16 protein-coding genes are annotated in these 13,708 nt (G+C 74.5%); 5 read left to right on the plus strand and 11 right to left on the minus strand.

What is annotated here, in order from left to right; translation table 11 throughout:
• Positions 1–369: 369 nt before the first annotated feature.
• Both metG and ACIRRS_RS11185 read right to left on the minus strand, forming a co-directional pair.
• Positions 370–2,088, minus strand: coding sequence for a methionine--tRNA ligase (gene metG, locus ACIRRS_RS11180; RefSeq protein ID WP_402968081.1), 1,719 nt, complete (start codon positions 2,086–2,088; stop codon positions 370–372).
• Positions 2,089–2,300: 212 nt separating this feature from the next.
• Positions 2,301–2,672 (minus strand): nuclear transport factor 2 family protein, encoded by a 372-nt coding sequence (locus ACIRRS_RS11185; protein ID WP_402968084.1) that lies wholly within the window; start codon positions 2,670–2,672, stop codon positions 2,301–2,303.
• Positions 2,673–2,742: 70 nt separating this feature from the next.
• Here ACIRRS_RS11185 and ACIRRS_RS11190 point away from each other — a divergent pair, with 70 nt between their 5' ends.
• Positions 2,743–3,618 (plus strand): LysR family transcriptional regulator, encoded by an 876-nt coding sequence (locus ACIRRS_RS11190; RefSeq protein WP_402968086.1) that lies wholly within the window; start codon positions 2,743–2,745, stop codon positions 3,616–3,618.
• Positions 3,619–3,622: 4 nt separating this feature from the next.
• On the opposite strand, the gene ACIRRS_RS11195 is transcribed toward ACIRRS_RS11190, so the two are convergent.
• Positions 3,623–4,843 carry an RNA polymerase sigma factor gene (locus tag ACIRRS_RS11195; protein WP_402968089.1) on the minus strand — a complete coding sequence of 407 codons (1,221 nt, stop codon included), beginning with the start codon at positions 4,841–4,843 and terminating at the stop codon, positions 3,623–3,625.
• Positions 4,840–5,211 carry a YciI family protein gene (locus ACIRRS_RS11200; protein ID WP_402968092.1) on the minus strand — a complete coding sequence of 124 codons (372 nt, stop codon included), beginning with the start codon at positions 5,209–5,211 and terminating at the stop codon, positions 4,840–4,842. The genes ACIRRS_RS11195 and ACIRRS_RS11200 overlap by 4 nt, the downstream gene beginning before the upstream one ends.
• A 200-nt stretch (positions 5,212–5,411) precedes the next feature.
• Here ACIRRS_RS11200 and ACIRRS_RS11205 point away from each other — a divergent pair, with 200 nt between their 5' ends.
• On the plus strand, positions 5,412–6,920 hold the full coding sequence (locus tag ACIRRS_RS11205) for an MFS transporter (RefSeq protein ID WP_402968095.1): 1,509 nt from the start codon (positions 5,412–5,414) through the stop codon (positions 6,918–6,920).
• A gap of 27 nt (positions 6,921–6,947) precedes the next feature.
• Here the strand turns inward: ACIRRS_RS11205 and ACIRRS_RS11210 are convergent, their stop codons facing one another.
• Both ACIRRS_RS11210 and ACIRRS_RS11215 read right to left on the minus strand, forming a co-directional pair.
• Entirely contained in the window at positions 6,948–7,190 is a 243-nt protein-coding gene (locus tag ACIRRS_RS11210) for a hypothetical protein (RefSeq protein ID WP_402968098.1), read from the minus strand.
• A gap of 37 nt (positions 7,191–7,227) precedes the next feature.
• Positions 7,228–7,815 (minus strand): TIGR03086 family metal-binding protein, encoded by a 588-nt coding sequence (locus ACIRRS_RS11215; RefSeq protein ID WP_402968101.1) that lies wholly within the window; start codon positions 7,813–7,815, stop codon positions 7,228–7,230.
• A 67-nt stretch (positions 7,816–7,882) separates the two neighbouring features.
• Here ACIRRS_RS11215 and ACIRRS_RS11220 point away from each other — a divergent pair, with 67 nt between their 5' ends.
• The gene (locus tag ACIRRS_RS11220; protein ID WP_402968104.1) at positions 7,883–8,698 is read left to right on the plus strand and encodes a DUF6597 domain-containing transcriptional factor; all 816 of its coding nucleotides are present in this window, start codon (positions 7,883–7,885) and stop codon (positions 8,696–8,698) included.
• Here ACIRRS_RS11220 and ACIRRS_RS11225 read toward each other — a convergent pair.
• A complete protein-coding gene (locus ACIRRS_RS11225) occupies positions 8,661–9,635 on the minus strand; it encodes an ABC transporter substrate-binding protein (protein WP_402968107.1) in 975 nt (324 codons plus the stop codon). The two genes, ACIRRS_RS11220 and ACIRRS_RS11225, sit on opposite strands and share 38 nt — an antisense overlap.
• A gap of 152 nt (positions 9,636–9,787) precedes the next feature.
• Between ACIRRS_RS11225 and ACIRRS_RS11230 the strand changes: the two genes are divergently transcribed.
• Positions 9,788–10,417 carry an HAD family hydrolase gene (locus ACIRRS_RS11230; protein WP_402968110.1) on the plus strand — a complete coding sequence of 210 codons (630 nt, stop codon included), beginning with the start codon at positions 9,788–9,790 and terminating at the stop codon, positions 10,415–10,417.
• On the opposite strand, the gene ACIRRS_RS11235 is transcribed toward ACIRRS_RS11230, so the two are convergent.
• Positions 10,414–10,644: a hypothetical protein gene (locus ACIRRS_RS11235; protein ID WP_402968113.1), complete on the minus strand. Its 231-nt coding sequence runs from the start codon at positions 10,642–10,644 to the stop codon at positions 10,414–10,416. The two genes, ACIRRS_RS11230 and ACIRRS_RS11235, sit on opposite strands and share 4 nt — an antisense overlap.
• A 479-nt stretch (positions 10,645–11,123) precedes the next feature.
• Between ACIRRS_RS11235 and ACIRRS_RS11240 the strand changes: the two genes are divergently transcribed.
• On the plus strand, positions 11,124–11,507 hold the full coding sequence (locus ACIRRS_RS11240; RefSeq protein WP_402968116.1) for a cold-shock protein: 384 nt from the start codon (positions 11,124–11,126) through the stop codon (positions 11,505–11,507).
• A 12-nt stretch (positions 11,508–11,519) separates the two neighbouring features.
• On the opposite strand, the gene ACIRRS_RS11245 is transcribed toward ACIRRS_RS11240, so the two are convergent.
• From ACIRRS_RS11245 to ACIRRS_RS11255, 3 genes are read right to left on the minus strand one after another with little or no spacing between them, the layout of a single operon-like run.
• Positions 11,520–12,374 (minus strand): 1,4-dihydroxy-6-naphthoate synthase, encoded by an 855-nt coding sequence (locus tag ACIRRS_RS11245; protein WP_402968119.1) that lies wholly within the window; start codon positions 12,372–12,374, stop codon positions 11,520–11,522.
• The gene (locus ACIRRS_RS11250; RefSeq protein ID WP_402968122.1) at positions 12,367–13,143 is read right to left on the minus strand and encodes a futalosine hydrolase; all 777 of its coding nucleotides are present in this window, start codon (positions 13,141–13,143) and stop codon (positions 12,367–12,369) included. The genes ACIRRS_RS11245 and ACIRRS_RS11250 overlap by 8 nt, the downstream gene beginning before the upstream one ends.
• Before the next feature lie 10 nt (positions 13,144–13,153).
• Positions 13,154–13,684: a hypothetical protein gene (locus ACIRRS_RS11255; protein WP_402968125.1), complete on the minus strand. Its 531-nt coding sequence runs from the start codon at positions 13,682–13,684 to the stop codon at positions 13,154–13,156.
• Positions 13,685–13,708: the final 24 nt, after the last annotated feature.

A 13,708-nucleotide genomic window follows, 5' to 3' on the forward strand; every position in this document is an offset into this window, starting at 1 on the left:
GGGGCCATCCCGGCCACCTCGAACCTACGGCCGGGCCCACCGCCCTGCCCTCCCCACCACGAACGACCCCCTCCCTCCCCGGGGGGATGCCCGCAGCCCTGCGCAGGTGAAACCCGCGCCCAATCCCGCCGCGCGCAGGCCCTCCGCCGTTCCCCACCATCCACCCCCCGCCCGCCTACCGGCGGGCGCCCACCCTCGCCGTAGCCCCGCCGCCCGGCCGAACCGGCCGGGCGGCGTACGACTGGGGCTGCGATGGCAGAGTCGGCCTAGAGCGCGAGCCTGGCCACCACCTGTGACGACGCCCGGGGCCGCGTACGACAGGGGAGGGGGCGTGATCGCAGTGTGCGGTCACGCCCCCTCCGCTCGCCGTTACTCGCCGCCGCCGAAGCGGGTGGACCAGGCTGCGAGGTCCTCGTCGGTGATCTTGGCGAACAGGACCGGGGGAACGGCGAACCCCGTCCCCGCCGGGACGGAGTCGAGGGTGCGGGCCCGGTCGGGCGTGACCCAGGTGACCGCGTCCTCCGACAGGGCGAAGGCGGTGCGCATGGAGCGGGCGGCGTCGGGGATGAAGGGTTCGGAGACGACGGCGTACAGGTGGATCAGGTTCATCGCCGTGCGCAGCGTCAGCGCCGCCGCCTCGGGGTCGGTCTTGATCTGGAGCCAGGGGGCCTTCTCGTCCAGGTACGCGTTGCCCGCGCTCCACAGGGCGCGCAGGGCCTGGGCGGCCTTGCGGAAGTTGAGCGCGTCCAACTGCGCCTCGTACTCGGCGAGCAGCTCCGCGACCTGCTCGCCGAGGCGCTGCTCGGCCTCGCCGGCCTCCAGTCCCGCCGGGACGGTCTCGCCGAAACGCTTACGGGTGAACGTGAGTACGCGGTTGACGAAGTTGCCGAGGGTGTCGGCGAGGTCCTTGTTGACGACCGAGGCGAAGAGGTCCCAGGTGAAGCTGGAGTCGTCCGACTCGGGCGCGTGCGCCATCATGAAGTAGCGCCAGTAGTCCGAGGGCAGCAGCTCCAGGGCGACGTCGCTGAAGATGCCGCGCTTCTGGCTGGTGGAGAACTTCCCGCCGTAGTACGTCAGCCAGTTGAAGGCCTTGACGTAGTCGACCTTCTTCCACGGCTGCCGCGAGCCGAGGATCGTCGCCGGGAACATCACCGTGTGGAACGGGACGTTGTCCTTGCCCATGAACTCCGTGTACCGGACGGTGTCGTCGGCCTCGTACCACCACGACCTCCAGTCGCGGACCTCGCCCGCCGGGGCCGCGTCCGACCACTCCTTGGTGGCGCCGATGTACTCGATCGGGGCGTCGAACCAGACGTAGAACACCTTGCCCTCGGCGGCCAACTCCGGCCACACGTCGGCGGGTACGGGCACGCCCCACTCCAGGTCGCGGGTGATCGCGCGGTCGTGGAGGCCCTCGGTGAGCCACTTGCGGGCGATGGAGGAGGCGAGCACCGGCCAGTCGTCGCCGTGCGCGGCGACCCAGGCCTCGACGTCCTCCGTCAGCTTCGACTGGAGCAGGAACAGGTGCCTGGTCTCCCGGACTTCGAGGTCGGAGCTGCCGCTGATCGCGGAGCGCGGCTCCAGCAGGTCCGTCGGGTCGAGGACGCGGGTGCAGTTCTCGCACTGGTCGCCGCGCGCCTTGTCGTAGCCGCAGTGCGGGCAGGTGCCGACGATGTACCGGTCGGGGAGGAAGCGGCCGTCCGCGTTGGAGTACACCTGGCGGATCGCGCGTTCCTCGATGAAGCCGTTGCGCTGCAGTTCGCGGGCGATCTCCTGGGTGATCTCCCGGTTCTGCGGGGAGGAGCTGCGGCCGAAGTGGTCGAAGGACAGGCGGAAGCCGTCGTAGATCGCCTTCTGCCGGTCGTGCGCCTGGGCGCAGAACTCCGCGACCGGCAGCCCGGCCTCCTGCGCGGCCAGCTCGGCGGGGGTGCCGTGCTCGTCGGTGGCGCAGATGAACAGCACCTCGTGGCCGCGTTGGCGCATGTAGCGGGAGTAGACGTCCGCCGGGAGCATCGACCCGACCATGTTGCCCAGGTGCTTGATCCCGTTGATGTACGGAAGGGCGCTGGTGATCAGGTGCCGAGCCATCCGCGGATGCTCCAATTCCTCAGTCCGCGGGCCGTCCTGCGCCGCCGACCGGTGCCGGCTGACGGGCGGCCGCGCGGAGCGGTGTTCCACTACGGGTGGTCGCATCCTAACGAGGGCCGCCCCCGCCGCCTCCGACATTTTCGGTGGCCAGAGGCGGTCGGAGGGGGTCGGAGGGGGTCGGAGGCGTCGGGAGCGGCGGTCCTCGACGAATCTCAGCCCTGGCGCTTCTCGAAGCCGGCGATGAGGCCGCGCGGGTCGAAGGTGACGCGGATGCGGGCGATCCTGCCGTTCTCCACGTGCATCCAGTTGGCGGTCGGGGCCGGGTCGGCGACGGTGGTGCGGAGTTCGAACCAGGTGATGACCTCGTCGCCCTCGGCGACGCGGGCCTTCACGTCGATCTTCTCCAGCACCTGGCCGAGGCCGCGCAGGCCGCCCAGGGCCTCCTCGATGCCGGAGGCGGTGCCGAGGGCGCCGACGAAGTCGACGTCGTCGGCGAGGAGGCCCCGGAGGGTGTCGAAGTCGCCGGTCTCCCAGGCGGTGAAGTAGGTCTCGGCCAGCTCGCGTGCGCTCTTCGTCGTCGTCATGGTTCCATTCTTCGCCCGACGGGATCATTCGTCCAACAGATGGATGGCATGGCAGCTATCATCTCCAGTTATGGAGATGCACCAGCTGCGCTACTTCACCGCCGTCGTCGACGAGGGCACCTTCACCGCCGCCGCCACCCGGCTGCACGTGAGCCAGTCCGGCATCAGCACCCAGGTCGCCAAGCTGGAGACGGAGTTGGGCCAGAAGCTGCTCGACCGCTCCAGCCGCCACGTCCGCCTCACCCCCGCCGGGGAGGCCGTGCTGCCGCTCGCCAAGAACGCCCTCGCGACGCTGGACGCCATCCGGCACACCGCCGCCGAGTTCGCGGACGCCGTACGGGGCCGGGTGCGGCTCGGGATGATCACCGGGTGCTCGATCCCGCCGTTCCTCGACGCGGTCGCCGACCTCGGCCGCACCCACCCCGGCGTGGAGCTGAGCCTGCACGAGGACCACTCCGACCAGCTCCAGGCCCAGGTCCTCGCCGGCGCCCTCGACCTCGCCCTGATCGGCTACGCGGGCGAGACCGCCCCCGGCCTGGAGACCACCGTCGTCGTGGACGAGCCGATCGCCGCCGTCGTCCCCGCCGGTCACCGGCTCGACCGCCGCCGCGAGGCCCGCCTCGCCGACCTGCGCGGCGAGAAGGTCCTCTGCCTCTCCCAGGGCACCGGCATCCGCGCCGCCTACGAGCGCTCCTGCGCCCGCCTCGGCCTCGACCCGCGCGTGGACCTCGACGCCAGCTCCCCGGCCGCCCTGCTCCGCCTCGCCGAGCGCGGCGCGGGCGTCGCCGTCCTCAGTGCCTCCTCCGCCCAGGGCGAGGGCCTGCGCGCGCTCCCGCTCGCCGACGCCGCCGTCCACGCCCGCCTCGGCCTGGTCGCCCGCCGCGACCAGAGCTCCCCGGCCGTCCGCCTCCTGCGCGCCAAGCTCCGTACGGCGCTAGCCGGTTAGCCGGTCAGCCGGTTGACCGCAGCCGCGCCGCCCGGCCGTCCAGGAACCGCCGCTCCGCGATGCTGTCCGTGGCCCGGGCGGCGCGGCGGTAGTGCTCGTACGCCCCGGCCGGGTCGCCCGCCTTCTCCAGCAGGTGCGCCCGCACCGACAGCAGCCGGTGGTGCCCGGCCATCCGCGCGTCGGCGTCAAGGGCGGCGAGCAGCGCCAGGCCGGCCGCCGGGCCCTCCACCTCGGCGAGGGCGACGGCGCGGTTGAGCGTCACCATCGGGTTGGGCGCCAGGCGTTCGAGGACGAGGTACAGCGCGTGCACCTGCCGCCAGTCGGTGGCGGCGGCCGTCGGGGCGACGGCGTGGGTGGCGGCGATGGCGGCCTGGAGCAGGTACGGGCCCAGCTCGGGCCCCGCCAGCGAGGCCTTGACCAGCGCCATCCCCTCCTCGACCATCGCCCGGTCCCAGCGCGTGCGGTCCTGCTCGTCCAGCGGGACGAGGCCCCCGCCCGCCGTCGTCCGGGCCTCCCGGCGGGAGTGGGTGAGCAGCATCAGCGCGAGCAGCCCGCCCACCTCGCCGTCCCCGGGCAGCTGCTCGTGGACGGCCCGGGTGAGCCGGATCGCCTCGCGCGCCAGGTCGGGGCGGTGCAGCAGCGCGCCGGAGGAGGCCGTGTAGCCCTCGTTGAAGATCAGGTACAGCACCTGGAGGACGACCCGCAGCCGCTCCTCCCGCTCCGCCCCCTCCGGCGGGGCGAAGGTGCTGCCGGCGGCCCGGATGCGCTGCTTGGCGCGGCTGATCCGGGCCGCCATCGTCGCCTCGGGGACCAGGAACGCCCGGGCGATCTCGGCCGTGGTGAGGCCGCCGACGGCCCGCAGGGTCAGCGCCGTCTGGGAGGCGGCGGTCAGCGTCGGGTGGCAGCAGAGGAAGAGCAGGAGCAGGGTGTCGTCCCGGTCCGGCACCTCCTCGGGCACCACCTCGGCGGCCGCCGTCGCCGCCTCCCGCTCGCGGCGCGCGTGGTCGCTGCGCAGCTGGTCGACGTACCGGCGGGAGGCGACGGTCACCAGCCAGCCGCGGGGGTTGCCGGGCACGCCCTCCCCGGGCCACTGCACGGCGGCGGCGAGGACGGCCTCCTGCACGGCGTCCTCGCAGCCCTCGAACTGCCCGTAGCGGCGTACCAGCGTGCCGAGGACCTGCGGCGCGAGTTCGCGCAGCAGGCCCTCGTGGTCGGGAGCTGTCACGCCTCCAAGTGTCCGTCGGAGAACATCACCTGGCGCACCTCGACACCGAGGCCCTCGATCGCGACGTCCGGGATGTGCGAGGCCAGCTCGACGGCCCGCTCCCGGTTCTCGACGTCGATCAGGTAGAAGCCGCCGAGGAACTCCTTGGCCTCCAGGTACGGCCCGTCGGTGACGACCTGGCGGCCCTCGCGGACGGTCACCACGGCGGCCTGCGACGGGTCGACCAGCGCCAGGGTGGTGATCAGCTCGCCGGACTCCTTGATCTCCTCGATGAACCTGCCGTGCCCGGCGCCGAGCGCACCCTTCTCCTCCTCCGTCAGGGCGTCCAGCACGGCCGGGTTCATGATCATGCTGATGACGAACTTCATCTCGCGTCTCCTCGCGTTCACCGGCCCGGGCGGGCCTCTCGCCGGGTGGTCGGAGCCGGGGCGGCCGTCTTGACGTCCCCGCCGAAGAAATCCGGGAGAAACTCCGCTCGGATTCTCCGGGCCCCGGACGTCAAGATCTGCGGCGCCGCTCCGACCCACCCCCGACCCGTCACACGGAGAACGAACACGGAGCCCCCGAGATGACAAGCACCCGGGCACGGCTGGGACTGGCCGTCCTCATGCTGCCCACCCTGATCGTCGCGCTGGACACCACGGCCCTGCTCCTCGCCCTGCCCCGCCTCAGCGCCGATCTGGGCGCGAGCAACGTCCAGCAGCTCTGGATCAGCGACGGCTACGGGTTCACGGTCGCCGGCCTGGTCATCACCATGGGCACGCTCGGCGACCGCCTCGGCCGCCGCCGGCTGCTGCTCACCGGCGCGGCGGCCTTCGCGGCCCTGTCCGTCGCGGCCGCCTTCACCACCGGCCCGCTGATGCTGATCGTCGTCCGCGCCCTGCTCGGCGTCGCCGGGGCCTGTCTCGCGCCGTCCACCCTCGCCCTGATCACCAACCTCTTCCGCGAGGACCGCGAGCGCGGCCGGGCCATCGCGCTCTGGGCCTCCTGCCAGTTCGCGGGCGGCGCGCTCGGGCCCGTCCTGGCCGGGTTCCTGCTCCAGCACTTCTGGTGGGGCTCGGTCTTCCTGGCCGCCGTCCCGCCGATGGCGGTGGTGCTGCTCGCCGGGCCCTTCCTGCTGCCGGAGTTCCGGGGCGAGCGCTCCGGCCGGCTGGACCTCGTCAGCGTCGGGCTCTCCATGGCGGCGATGCTGCTCATGGTCTACGGCGTCAAGCAGCTGGCCGTGGCGGGCACCGACGGCGTACGGGCCGTACCGGCGGCGGCCCTGGTCGTCGGCGCGGCGCTCGGCCTCGTCTTCGTACGGCGCCAACTGCGCCTGGACGTACCGCTGCTGGACCTTCGCCTGCTGCGCAACCGCCCGTTCCTGGCGGTGCTCGTCTCCCTCGTCCTCGCCGGGGTCGCGATGGCCGGGACGGGCCTGCTGGTCACCCAGTACCTGCAGAACGTGCTCGGCCACTCGCCGGTCGCCTCCGCCCTGCTGTTCGCCCCGATGGGCGTGGCCGTCGCGGCGGGGACGATGACGGCGCCGCTGCTCGCCCGCCGGGTGCCGCAGCCGCTCGCGATCGCGGGCGGGCTGGCGGTGTCGGCGCTCGGCGGGCTGCTGCTGGCCGCCGTTGACGGGCCGGGCTCGCAGCCGCTGGTGGTTGCGGGGGTCTCCGTCCTGGCGCTGGGCGCCGGGCCGCTGTTCGCCCTGGGCACCGGGCTGGTGATGGGCGCGGTGGCCCCGGAGCGGGCCGGCTCGGTGGCGTCCATGTCGGAGACGGGCAACTACCTCGGCGGCTCGCTCGGGTTCGCCCTGCTCGGCGTGCTGGCCGCCGTCGTCTACCGCGACCGCACGGGCGGCACCTCCGACTCCCTGGCCGCCGCCGTCGCCGAGGCCGACCACCTGCCCGCCGACCGCGCCGCCGAGCTGCTGCGCACCGCCCGTACGGCCTTCACCGCGAGCCTGCACACCACCGGCCTCGTCGCGGCCGGCATCTTCGCCCTCCTGGCCGTCCTGGTCCTCGCCCTGCGGCCCGGCACCCCGGCCCGGGCGGACGCCGAGGCGGAGGCGGAGGAACCCCTCGGCGTCTCCTGAGCGGCGCCCGTCCGATGCGGCCCGGCGCTACCGGTCGGCCGGCCGCTGGTGCCCGCACGGGACGGGCGCGCCGTCCTGGTCGACGACGGTCGAGGAGTACGCCTCGTTGACCATGACCGTGACGTCCTGCCTGTGCAGCACCACGTCGAACGGCGACTCCTCCGGAGCCGGCTCCGCCACGACGGTGAATTCCTCGCCGGGGCGCATCCAGTGGTCCGTCCCCCAGGGCTCGACCCACAGGCAGCGCAGGTGCTCGGTCCGGTTGGTCACTGTGATCCTCGACGGCATACCGGGACCCTACCGGCCGTCAGGCCTTCCAGCGGGGGTCGCGCCCGGAGGCCGCCAGGGCGCGGTCCCACGCGGAGGCGTCCTCGGGCAGGTCGACCTCGCCGGCGAAGCCGTCGAACTGGCGGTACATCTCCGCGTACTCCTCGGCGATCTCCCGCACCAGCTCGGCGAGTTCGGCGTCCGCCTCGATGCGGCCGCCGGTGGCCGCCGCCACGTCCCAGGCGTGCAGGGCCAGTTCGAGGATCAGCATCCGGGCGATCCCCAGCGCCGGGAACGGCGAGCCGCCGAGGTCGACCTCGCCCTCCCAGACCTCGGGCGCCTCCCAGGCGGCGACGGCCCGCTCCAGCTGCGCCGCGTACGCCTCGCGCCAGTCGGCGTCGGCGGTGAAGTCGCGGGCGGTCAGCTCCGCGGGCAGCTCGGCGCGCCGGGCGCGGTGCTCCAGGCCGTGCGAGGTGTACAGCACCCAGTGGTTGATCAGCGTGCGGGCGTCGTAGTCCGCGCAGGGGGTCGGCGCGTCCAGCGCCTGGTCGGCGGGGACGGCGGCGGCCGCCCCGGCGGCGAGGGAGGCGGCGCGGGCCAGGAAGGGGTGCAGGGGGTGAACGGTCATGCCCCGATCCTGCGCGGGCCGCGCGCCCCGGTCTTGAAGAAACGCGACACGGCCTACCCTGGCCGTCATGGAACCCCTCGCCCGCGGCGTCCTCCACCCCGCCCGCGCGGCGGAGCTGATCACCCTGGACCGCCCGGCGCCCCACCCCGAGGTCGCCCGGTTCGTCGAGTTCTACTGGCTGGTGCGCTGGAACGTGACCGGCCACGACCCGTACGAGCAGCGGGTGCTCTGCCACCCCAACGTCCACCTGGTCTTCGAGCCCCTGCGCGCCCGCCTGTACGGGGTGGACCGCACGGTGTTCACCCGGCGCCTGGAGGGCGTCGGCCACGCCTTGGGAGCACGGTTCCGCCCCGGCGCCTTCCGCCCCTTCGCCGGGCACCCGGTGGGGCGCCTCGTCGACCGGTCCGTCCCCGCCGCCGACTACTTCGGGCCCGAGGCCGACCGGCTCAACGAGCAGCTGCGGGCGGACCCGGACCCGGCCCTGCTCGACGCGTTCCTGCGCCCCCGGCTGCCCGCGCCCGACCCGGTGGCCGAGGAGGTCGCGGCGATGGTCGCGCGCATCACCGCCTCGCCCGACCTGTGCCGGGTCGACGACCTGGCGCGGGAGCTCGGCCTGTCCGTGCGCCGCCTCCAGCGCCTGTTCGCCGAGTACGTCGGCGCCTCCCCGAAGTGGGTGCTGCGCCGCGCCCGCCTGCACGAGGCCGCCGAACGGGCCGCCGCCTCGGGCGGGTTGGACCTCGCGGCGCTCGCCGCCGAGCTCGGGTACGCCGACCAGGCCCACCTGACCAGGGACTTCACCGCCGCCGTGGGCGTCTCCCCGGCCCGCTACGCCGAGCCAGGGGGTCCTACGCGCCGAGGAAGCGCTGCAGCTCGTCCAGCATGAAGTTCGCGGCCGTGTAGCCGAGCCCCTGGAACCACAGCTGGTCGTCCACCGGGAACGCCCGGTGCGCCTTCACCGCCCCCAGCGCCTGCCACCCCGGGCCCGCCTGCACGGCGTCGGCCCCGGCCCGCGCCCGGTCCCCGTACACGGAGTACAGCAGCAGGTCCCCGTCCACCCGCCCGAGCTGGTCCGGCGGCACCTCCACGTCGGACTGGTCGACGTTCTGCGCGTCCGGCCGCGCCACCCCCGCGTCGGAGAGCACGATCCCGGGGAAGCTCTGCTTCCCGTACGCCCGCACCCCGCCGCCCTCGACGAACCGCACCAGGGAGACCTTGCGGCCCGACAGCTTCGCCGCCGACAGCGCCTGCGCGACCTGGCCCGCGTGCTTCTGGTACGCGGCGACGAAGGCCGCCCCGGCCGCCTCCCGGCCCAGCGCCTGGGCGTGCAGCGGGAAGTTCGCCTTCCAGGGCGCCCCGGTGGTCTGGGTGAGCACCGTCGGGGCCAGCTCGCGCAGCTGGTCGTAGCGGTCGCCGTCGCGGGCCTGGTTGGAGAGGATCAGGTCCGGCCGCAGCGCCCGGACGGCGGCCAGGTCGGGCGCCCCCGCCGGGCCGACCAGGCGCACGCCCGCGACCCGGGAGGCCGGCCAGTACTCGGGGAAGCCCGTGTCCCCGGCGGGCAGCGCGGCGCCGAGCGGGGTGATGCCGAGGGTGAGCGCGGAGTCCAGCACGTCGGTGTCCAGCACCACCACCCGCAGCGGCGCCCCCGGCACCTGCACCAGCCCGGTGGCGGCGGTCACCGTGACCGGCGGCGGGGTGTCGGCGCCCGCCGTGCCCAGCCCGCCCACGGGCGCGGCCGGGGAGGAGGGGCGGCCGGGGGTGCAGGCGGCGAGCCCGGCCGCGCCGAGGCCGGTGAGCAGCGTACGGCGGGTGATCCGGTGCATCGGCGGTCCTCGGGGGCGGCCGGCGGTCTGGGGGCGTGTCGATTATGTCCGGTTCGGGTGTCCGATCCGCGTGAAGTGTCCCGGTCCGGTCGCCCTGTCAGCCGGACGAAACACCCTCGCCGCCCGACCGCCCGCCCGGTTAGCCTGGCCGCATGCCCCAGACCTCACCCGCCCCGTTCACCGTCGGCTTCGACCTCGACATGACGCTGCTGGACACCCGGCCGGGTATCCGCGCCACCTACCTGGCGCTCTCCGCCGAGACCGGCACCCCGATCGACGCCGATCTGGTGGTGACGCGGCTCGGCCCGCCGCTGCTGGACGAGATCCGCAACTGGTTCCCGGCGGACGAGGCCGGGCGCGCCGTCGACCGCTACCGCGAGCTGTACCGCGACCACGCCTTCGCCCCGACCGTCCCGCTGCCGGGCGCGCTGGCCGCCGTCGAGGCCGTCCGCGAGCACGGCGGCCGGGTCGCGGTCGTCACCGGCAAGTACGAGCCGAACGCCCGCCTGCACCTGGAGCACGCCGGGATCGTCGCGGACGCCGTGGCCGGCGACCTCTGGGCGGAGACCAAGGGCGTCGCCCTGCGCGAGCACGGCGCGAGCGTGTACGTCGGCGACCACCTCGGCGACATCGTGGGCGCCCGGCACGCCGACGCCCTCGCCGTCGCGGTGGCCACCGGCCCGTACGGCGCGGACGAGCTGCGCGAGGCGGGCGCCGACGTGGTCCTGAAGGACCTCACCGAGTTCCCCGCCTGGCTCGCCGGCCACGTCGGATCGCTCTAGGGCTCCACCCGCCGCCGCTGGGCCCGGGCGTTGCGCAGCAGCCCGACCAGCGCCGCCAGGAACCCGGCGGGCATCAGCATGCTCAGCCAGTACGCGGCGCTGGGCAGCGGCGTCAGGTGCAGGAACAGCGGAACGAAGGTGACCAGGGTGGCGAGCGCGCCCAGCCCGAACACGATCGTCCCGGCCTTGACGTACGCGTCGCCGGGATCGGCGCTCTGGCTGCTCACGACTGCTCGCTCCTCGGAAAGGGCCTCAGGGGGTGCCCCCAGTCTGGCAGAGCGCCGGGCCCCGGAGCCCACCGGAGCGGGTCGGTCACGTTGCGCAGTTTCCCGGCAGCGATGCGTTTTGATCCCTGCTGGGCGGGGGTATGCACGGGGTGCCGAGGGGCCGCAACCGATGTGCCCCCTGTCCTCAGACCCGGGGGTGTGAGCCGATGGACATCGCTGAGCCGCGCCCCGGCCGTACCGGTACCGGGGCGCCCGCACCCGAGAGATCCGCGTGTCCGTACCGCCCCGAGCGGGCCCCGGGCCTCCGCGAACTCCCGCGGAACGCGGATGAGGCCTTGACGGACCGTTAGTCTGCTCCCGTCGGCGGGCCGGCCGTGAGCGCCCGAGGGCGCCGAGCCGAGGTCGGCCGCACTTCCCTCCACCCAGTGATCCCCGGCCAGGGCCGGGAATCCCTCACACCCATTCGAGGACTGTTCGAGATGCCCACCGGCCAGGTCAAGTGGTTCAACGAGACGAAGGGCTTCGGCTTCCTGTCGCGCGACGACGGGGACGACGTCTTCGTCCACACCAAGGCGCTGCCCGCCGGAGTCACGTCGCTGAAGCCCGGTCAGCGCGTCGAGTTCGGCGTGGTCGCGGGGCACCGCGGGGACCAGGCGATGAGCGTGCAGCTGCTGGAGGCCCTGCCCTCCGTCGCCGCCGCACAGCGCCGCAGCGCGGACGACATGGCGCCGATCGTCCAGGACCTCATCACCACGCTGGACGCCGTCCTGCCCGGCCTCCAGCACGGGCGCTACCCGGCGAAGGCGACGGGCCAGAAGCTGGCCGGCCTGCTGCGCGCGGTGGCCGACCAGTTCGACGTCTGATCCGGAGGAGGCCTAGACGAACGCCAGCGCACCCGGGCCGAGCGGGGGGACCAGCCCCTCGTCGGCGGCCCGGGTGAGCAGGGCGCGCACGGCTCCGTAGCCCTCCTCGCCCAGGTCCTCGGTGAACTCCGTGACGTACAGCCCGATGTGCTGGTCGGCCACGTCCGGGTCCATCTCCTGGGCGTGCGCCAGTACGTACTCCCGGCTGGCCGACGGGTCCTCCCAGGCCTGCCGGACGGAGGCGCGCACGGCCCCGGCCAGCGCGCGCAGCCGCTCCGCGCCCAGCGAGCGCCGGGCGACGATCGCGCCCAGCGGGATCGGCAGGCCCGTGTCCCGCTCCCAGGCCTCGCCCATGTCGGCCAGGCCGTGCAGCCCGTACCGCCCGTACGTGAACCGCGCCTCGTGGATGACGAGCCCGGCGTCCACCCGGCCGTCGCGGACGGCGGGCATGATCTCGTGGAACGGCAGGACGACGATCTCGCCGAAGCCCCCCGGCACGGCCTTCGCGGCCCACAGCCGGAACAGCAGGTACGCGGTGGAGCGCTCGGAGGGCACCGCCACCACCTTGCCCGCGAGGTCCTCCGGACGCTCCGTGCCCGGGCGGGTCAGCACCAGCGGGCCGCAGCCGCGCCCCAGCGCGCCGCCGCAGGGCAGCAGCACGTACTCGTCCAGGACCCAGGGCAGCGCCCCGTAGCTGATCTTGAGGACGTCCAGCTCGCCGCGCTCGGCCAGGCCGTTGGTGACGTCGATGTCGGCGAAGGTCACCTCGGGGGCGTCCGCGCCGGGCACCAGGCCGTGGGCCCAGGCGTGGAACACGAAGGTGTCGTTGGGGCAGGGCGAGTACGCGATGCTCAGCCGTTCAGCCACGGCCGGCCTCCTCGATGAGTGCGATGAGTGCGGGGATGGGCAGCGCGGCGAAGGCCCGCTCCAGGGCGGCCAGCGCCTCGCCGATGCGCCAGGCGGCCCGGTCGCGCGGGCCCACGGGGTTGGAGACCGTCCGCAGCTCCAGGGCGGGCAGGCCGTGCCGGGCGGCGGCCTCGGCCACACCGAAGCCCTCCATCGCCTCGGCGGCGGCCCCCGGGTGCAGGGCGGCCAGGGCGGCGGCCCGCTCGGCGGTGCCGGTGACGGTGGAGACGGTCAGCACCGGGCCCACGACGGCGCCGTCCAGGGCCTTCGCGGCCAGCGCGAGGACGGCCGGGGGCGGGGTGCGCCGCGCGGTGCCGAAGCCCAGTTCGGCGACGTCGGAGAAGCCCTCGGCGGTCTGCGCGCCGAGGTCGGCGGCCACGATCGCGTCCGCCAGCACGGTGGCGCCGACCGGGGCGTGCGGGGCGAACCCGCCCGCGATGCCCGCCGAGACCACCAGGGCGTACGGGCGCGCCGCCAGCGCGGCGGAGGCGCCGGCGGCGGCAGCGGCGGGGCCGACACCGGCCGCCAGCACGTCCACCGGGGCGCCGGAGCAGCGCCGCAGCCCGCCGCCGGGCAGCGGCAGCTCCTCGGCCCCGTCGGGAAGGCCGGGCAGTCCGCACAGGCCGCGCAGGACGGCCTCGGCCTCGGCGGGGACCGCGACGACGACGAGCAGCCGGGCCCGCTCGGGGCCCGACTGCTCGCGGGGTGCGTCAGGGGTCTGCACGGTCATCGCGGGACCGTCAGTCCTCCTTGGTGTTCAGCACGAAGTACCAGATGGCGGTCGGGTTCTCGCCGTCCTTCTCGCCCTCGTAGACGCTGATCAGCGTCTGGCCGGTGCCGTTGACCACGGAGGAGGCCGGCAGCAGGCCCGAGAAGGTGACCTTCTTGGCGAAGTTCGAGATCGGGAACTGGCCGCCCGCGCCCTCGGCGCCGCCGTTGCTGAAGGAGGCCCAGCCCGTCTTGGCGACCTCGGGGGTGACGCCGATGCCGATGCGGTCGCTCAGCCGGACGTCCGAGCTCGGCAGGGTGCCGTCCTTGAGCGCGTTCTTGGCATCGGTGGTGCACCGGCGCTGCTGCTCCAGGGACAGCGGCTTGCCGTCGTTGAAGCACAGCGGGTTGTGGACCGAGGACGAGCGGCCGACCGTCAGCGTGACGCGGTGGTCGCTGTTCGCCGTCTGGCCGGCCGCAGCGTTGACGGACACGCCGACCGTGGCGGCGCCGACCACGACGACGGCGCCGAGGGCGGCGAGGACACGGGAATCGAGGCTCATGGGATCAGAATCTACCGGGCCCGG

This window comes from Kitasatospora sp. NPDC101183 (assembly GCF_044767945.1).
In the GTDB taxonomy this organism is placed as follows: domain Bacteria; phylum Actinomycetota; class Actinomycetes; order Streptomycetales; family Streptomycetaceae; genus Kitasatospora.

Excerpts from the sequence above, each read along its gene's own strand:
- ACIRRS_RS11250 (WP_402968122.1), bottom strand. The coding sequence starts at position 13,143 with ATGACCGTGCAGACCCCTGACGCACCCCGCGAGCAGTCGGGCCCCGAG.
- metG (WP_402968081.1), bottom strand. The coding sequence starts at position 2,088 with ATGGCTCGGCACCTGATCACCAGCGCCCTTCCGTACATCAACGGGATC.
- ACIRRS_RS11200 (WP_402968092.1), bottom strand. The coding sequence starts at position 5,211 with ATGAAGTTCGTCATCAGCATGATCATGAACCCGGCCGTGCTGGACGCC.
- ACIRRS_RS11225 (WP_402968107.1), bottom strand. The coding sequence starts at position 9,635 with ATGCACCGGATCACCCGCCGTACGCTGCTCACCGGCCTCGGCGCGGCC.
- ACIRRS_RS11230 (WP_402968110.1), top strand. The coding sequence starts at position 9,788 with ATGCCCCAGACCTCACCCGCCCCGTTCACCGTCGGCTTCGACCTCGAC.
- ACIRRS_RS11240 (WP_402968116.1), top strand. The coding sequence starts at position 11,124 with ATGCCCACCGGCCAGGTCAAGTGGTTCAACGAGACGAAGGGCTTCGGC.
- ACIRRS_RS11220 (WP_402968104.1), top strand. The coding sequence starts at position 7,883 with ATGGAACCCCTCGCCCGCGGCGTCCTCCACCCCGCCCGCGCGGCGGAG.
- ACIRRS_RS11205 (WP_402968095.1), top strand. The coding sequence starts at position 5,412 with ATGACAAGCACCCGGGCACGGCTGGGACTGGCCGTCCTCATGCTGCCC.
- ACIRRS_RS11190 (WP_402968086.1), top strand. The coding sequence starts at position 2,743 with ATGGAGATGCACCAGCTGCGCTACTTCACCGCCGTCGTCGACGAGGGC.
- ACIRRS_RS11215 (WP_402968101.1), bottom strand. The coding sequence starts at position 7,815 with ATGACCGTTCACCCCCTGCACCCCTTCCTGGCCCGCGCCGCCTCCCTC.
- ACIRRS_RS11255 (WP_402968125.1), bottom strand. The coding sequence starts at position 13,684 with ATGAGCCTCGATTCCCGTGTCCTCGCCGCCCTCGGCGCCGTCGTCGTG.
- ACIRRS_RS11185 (WP_402968084.1), bottom strand. The coding sequence starts at position 2,672 with ATGACGACGACGAAGAGCGCACGCGAGCTGGCCGAGACCTACTTCACC.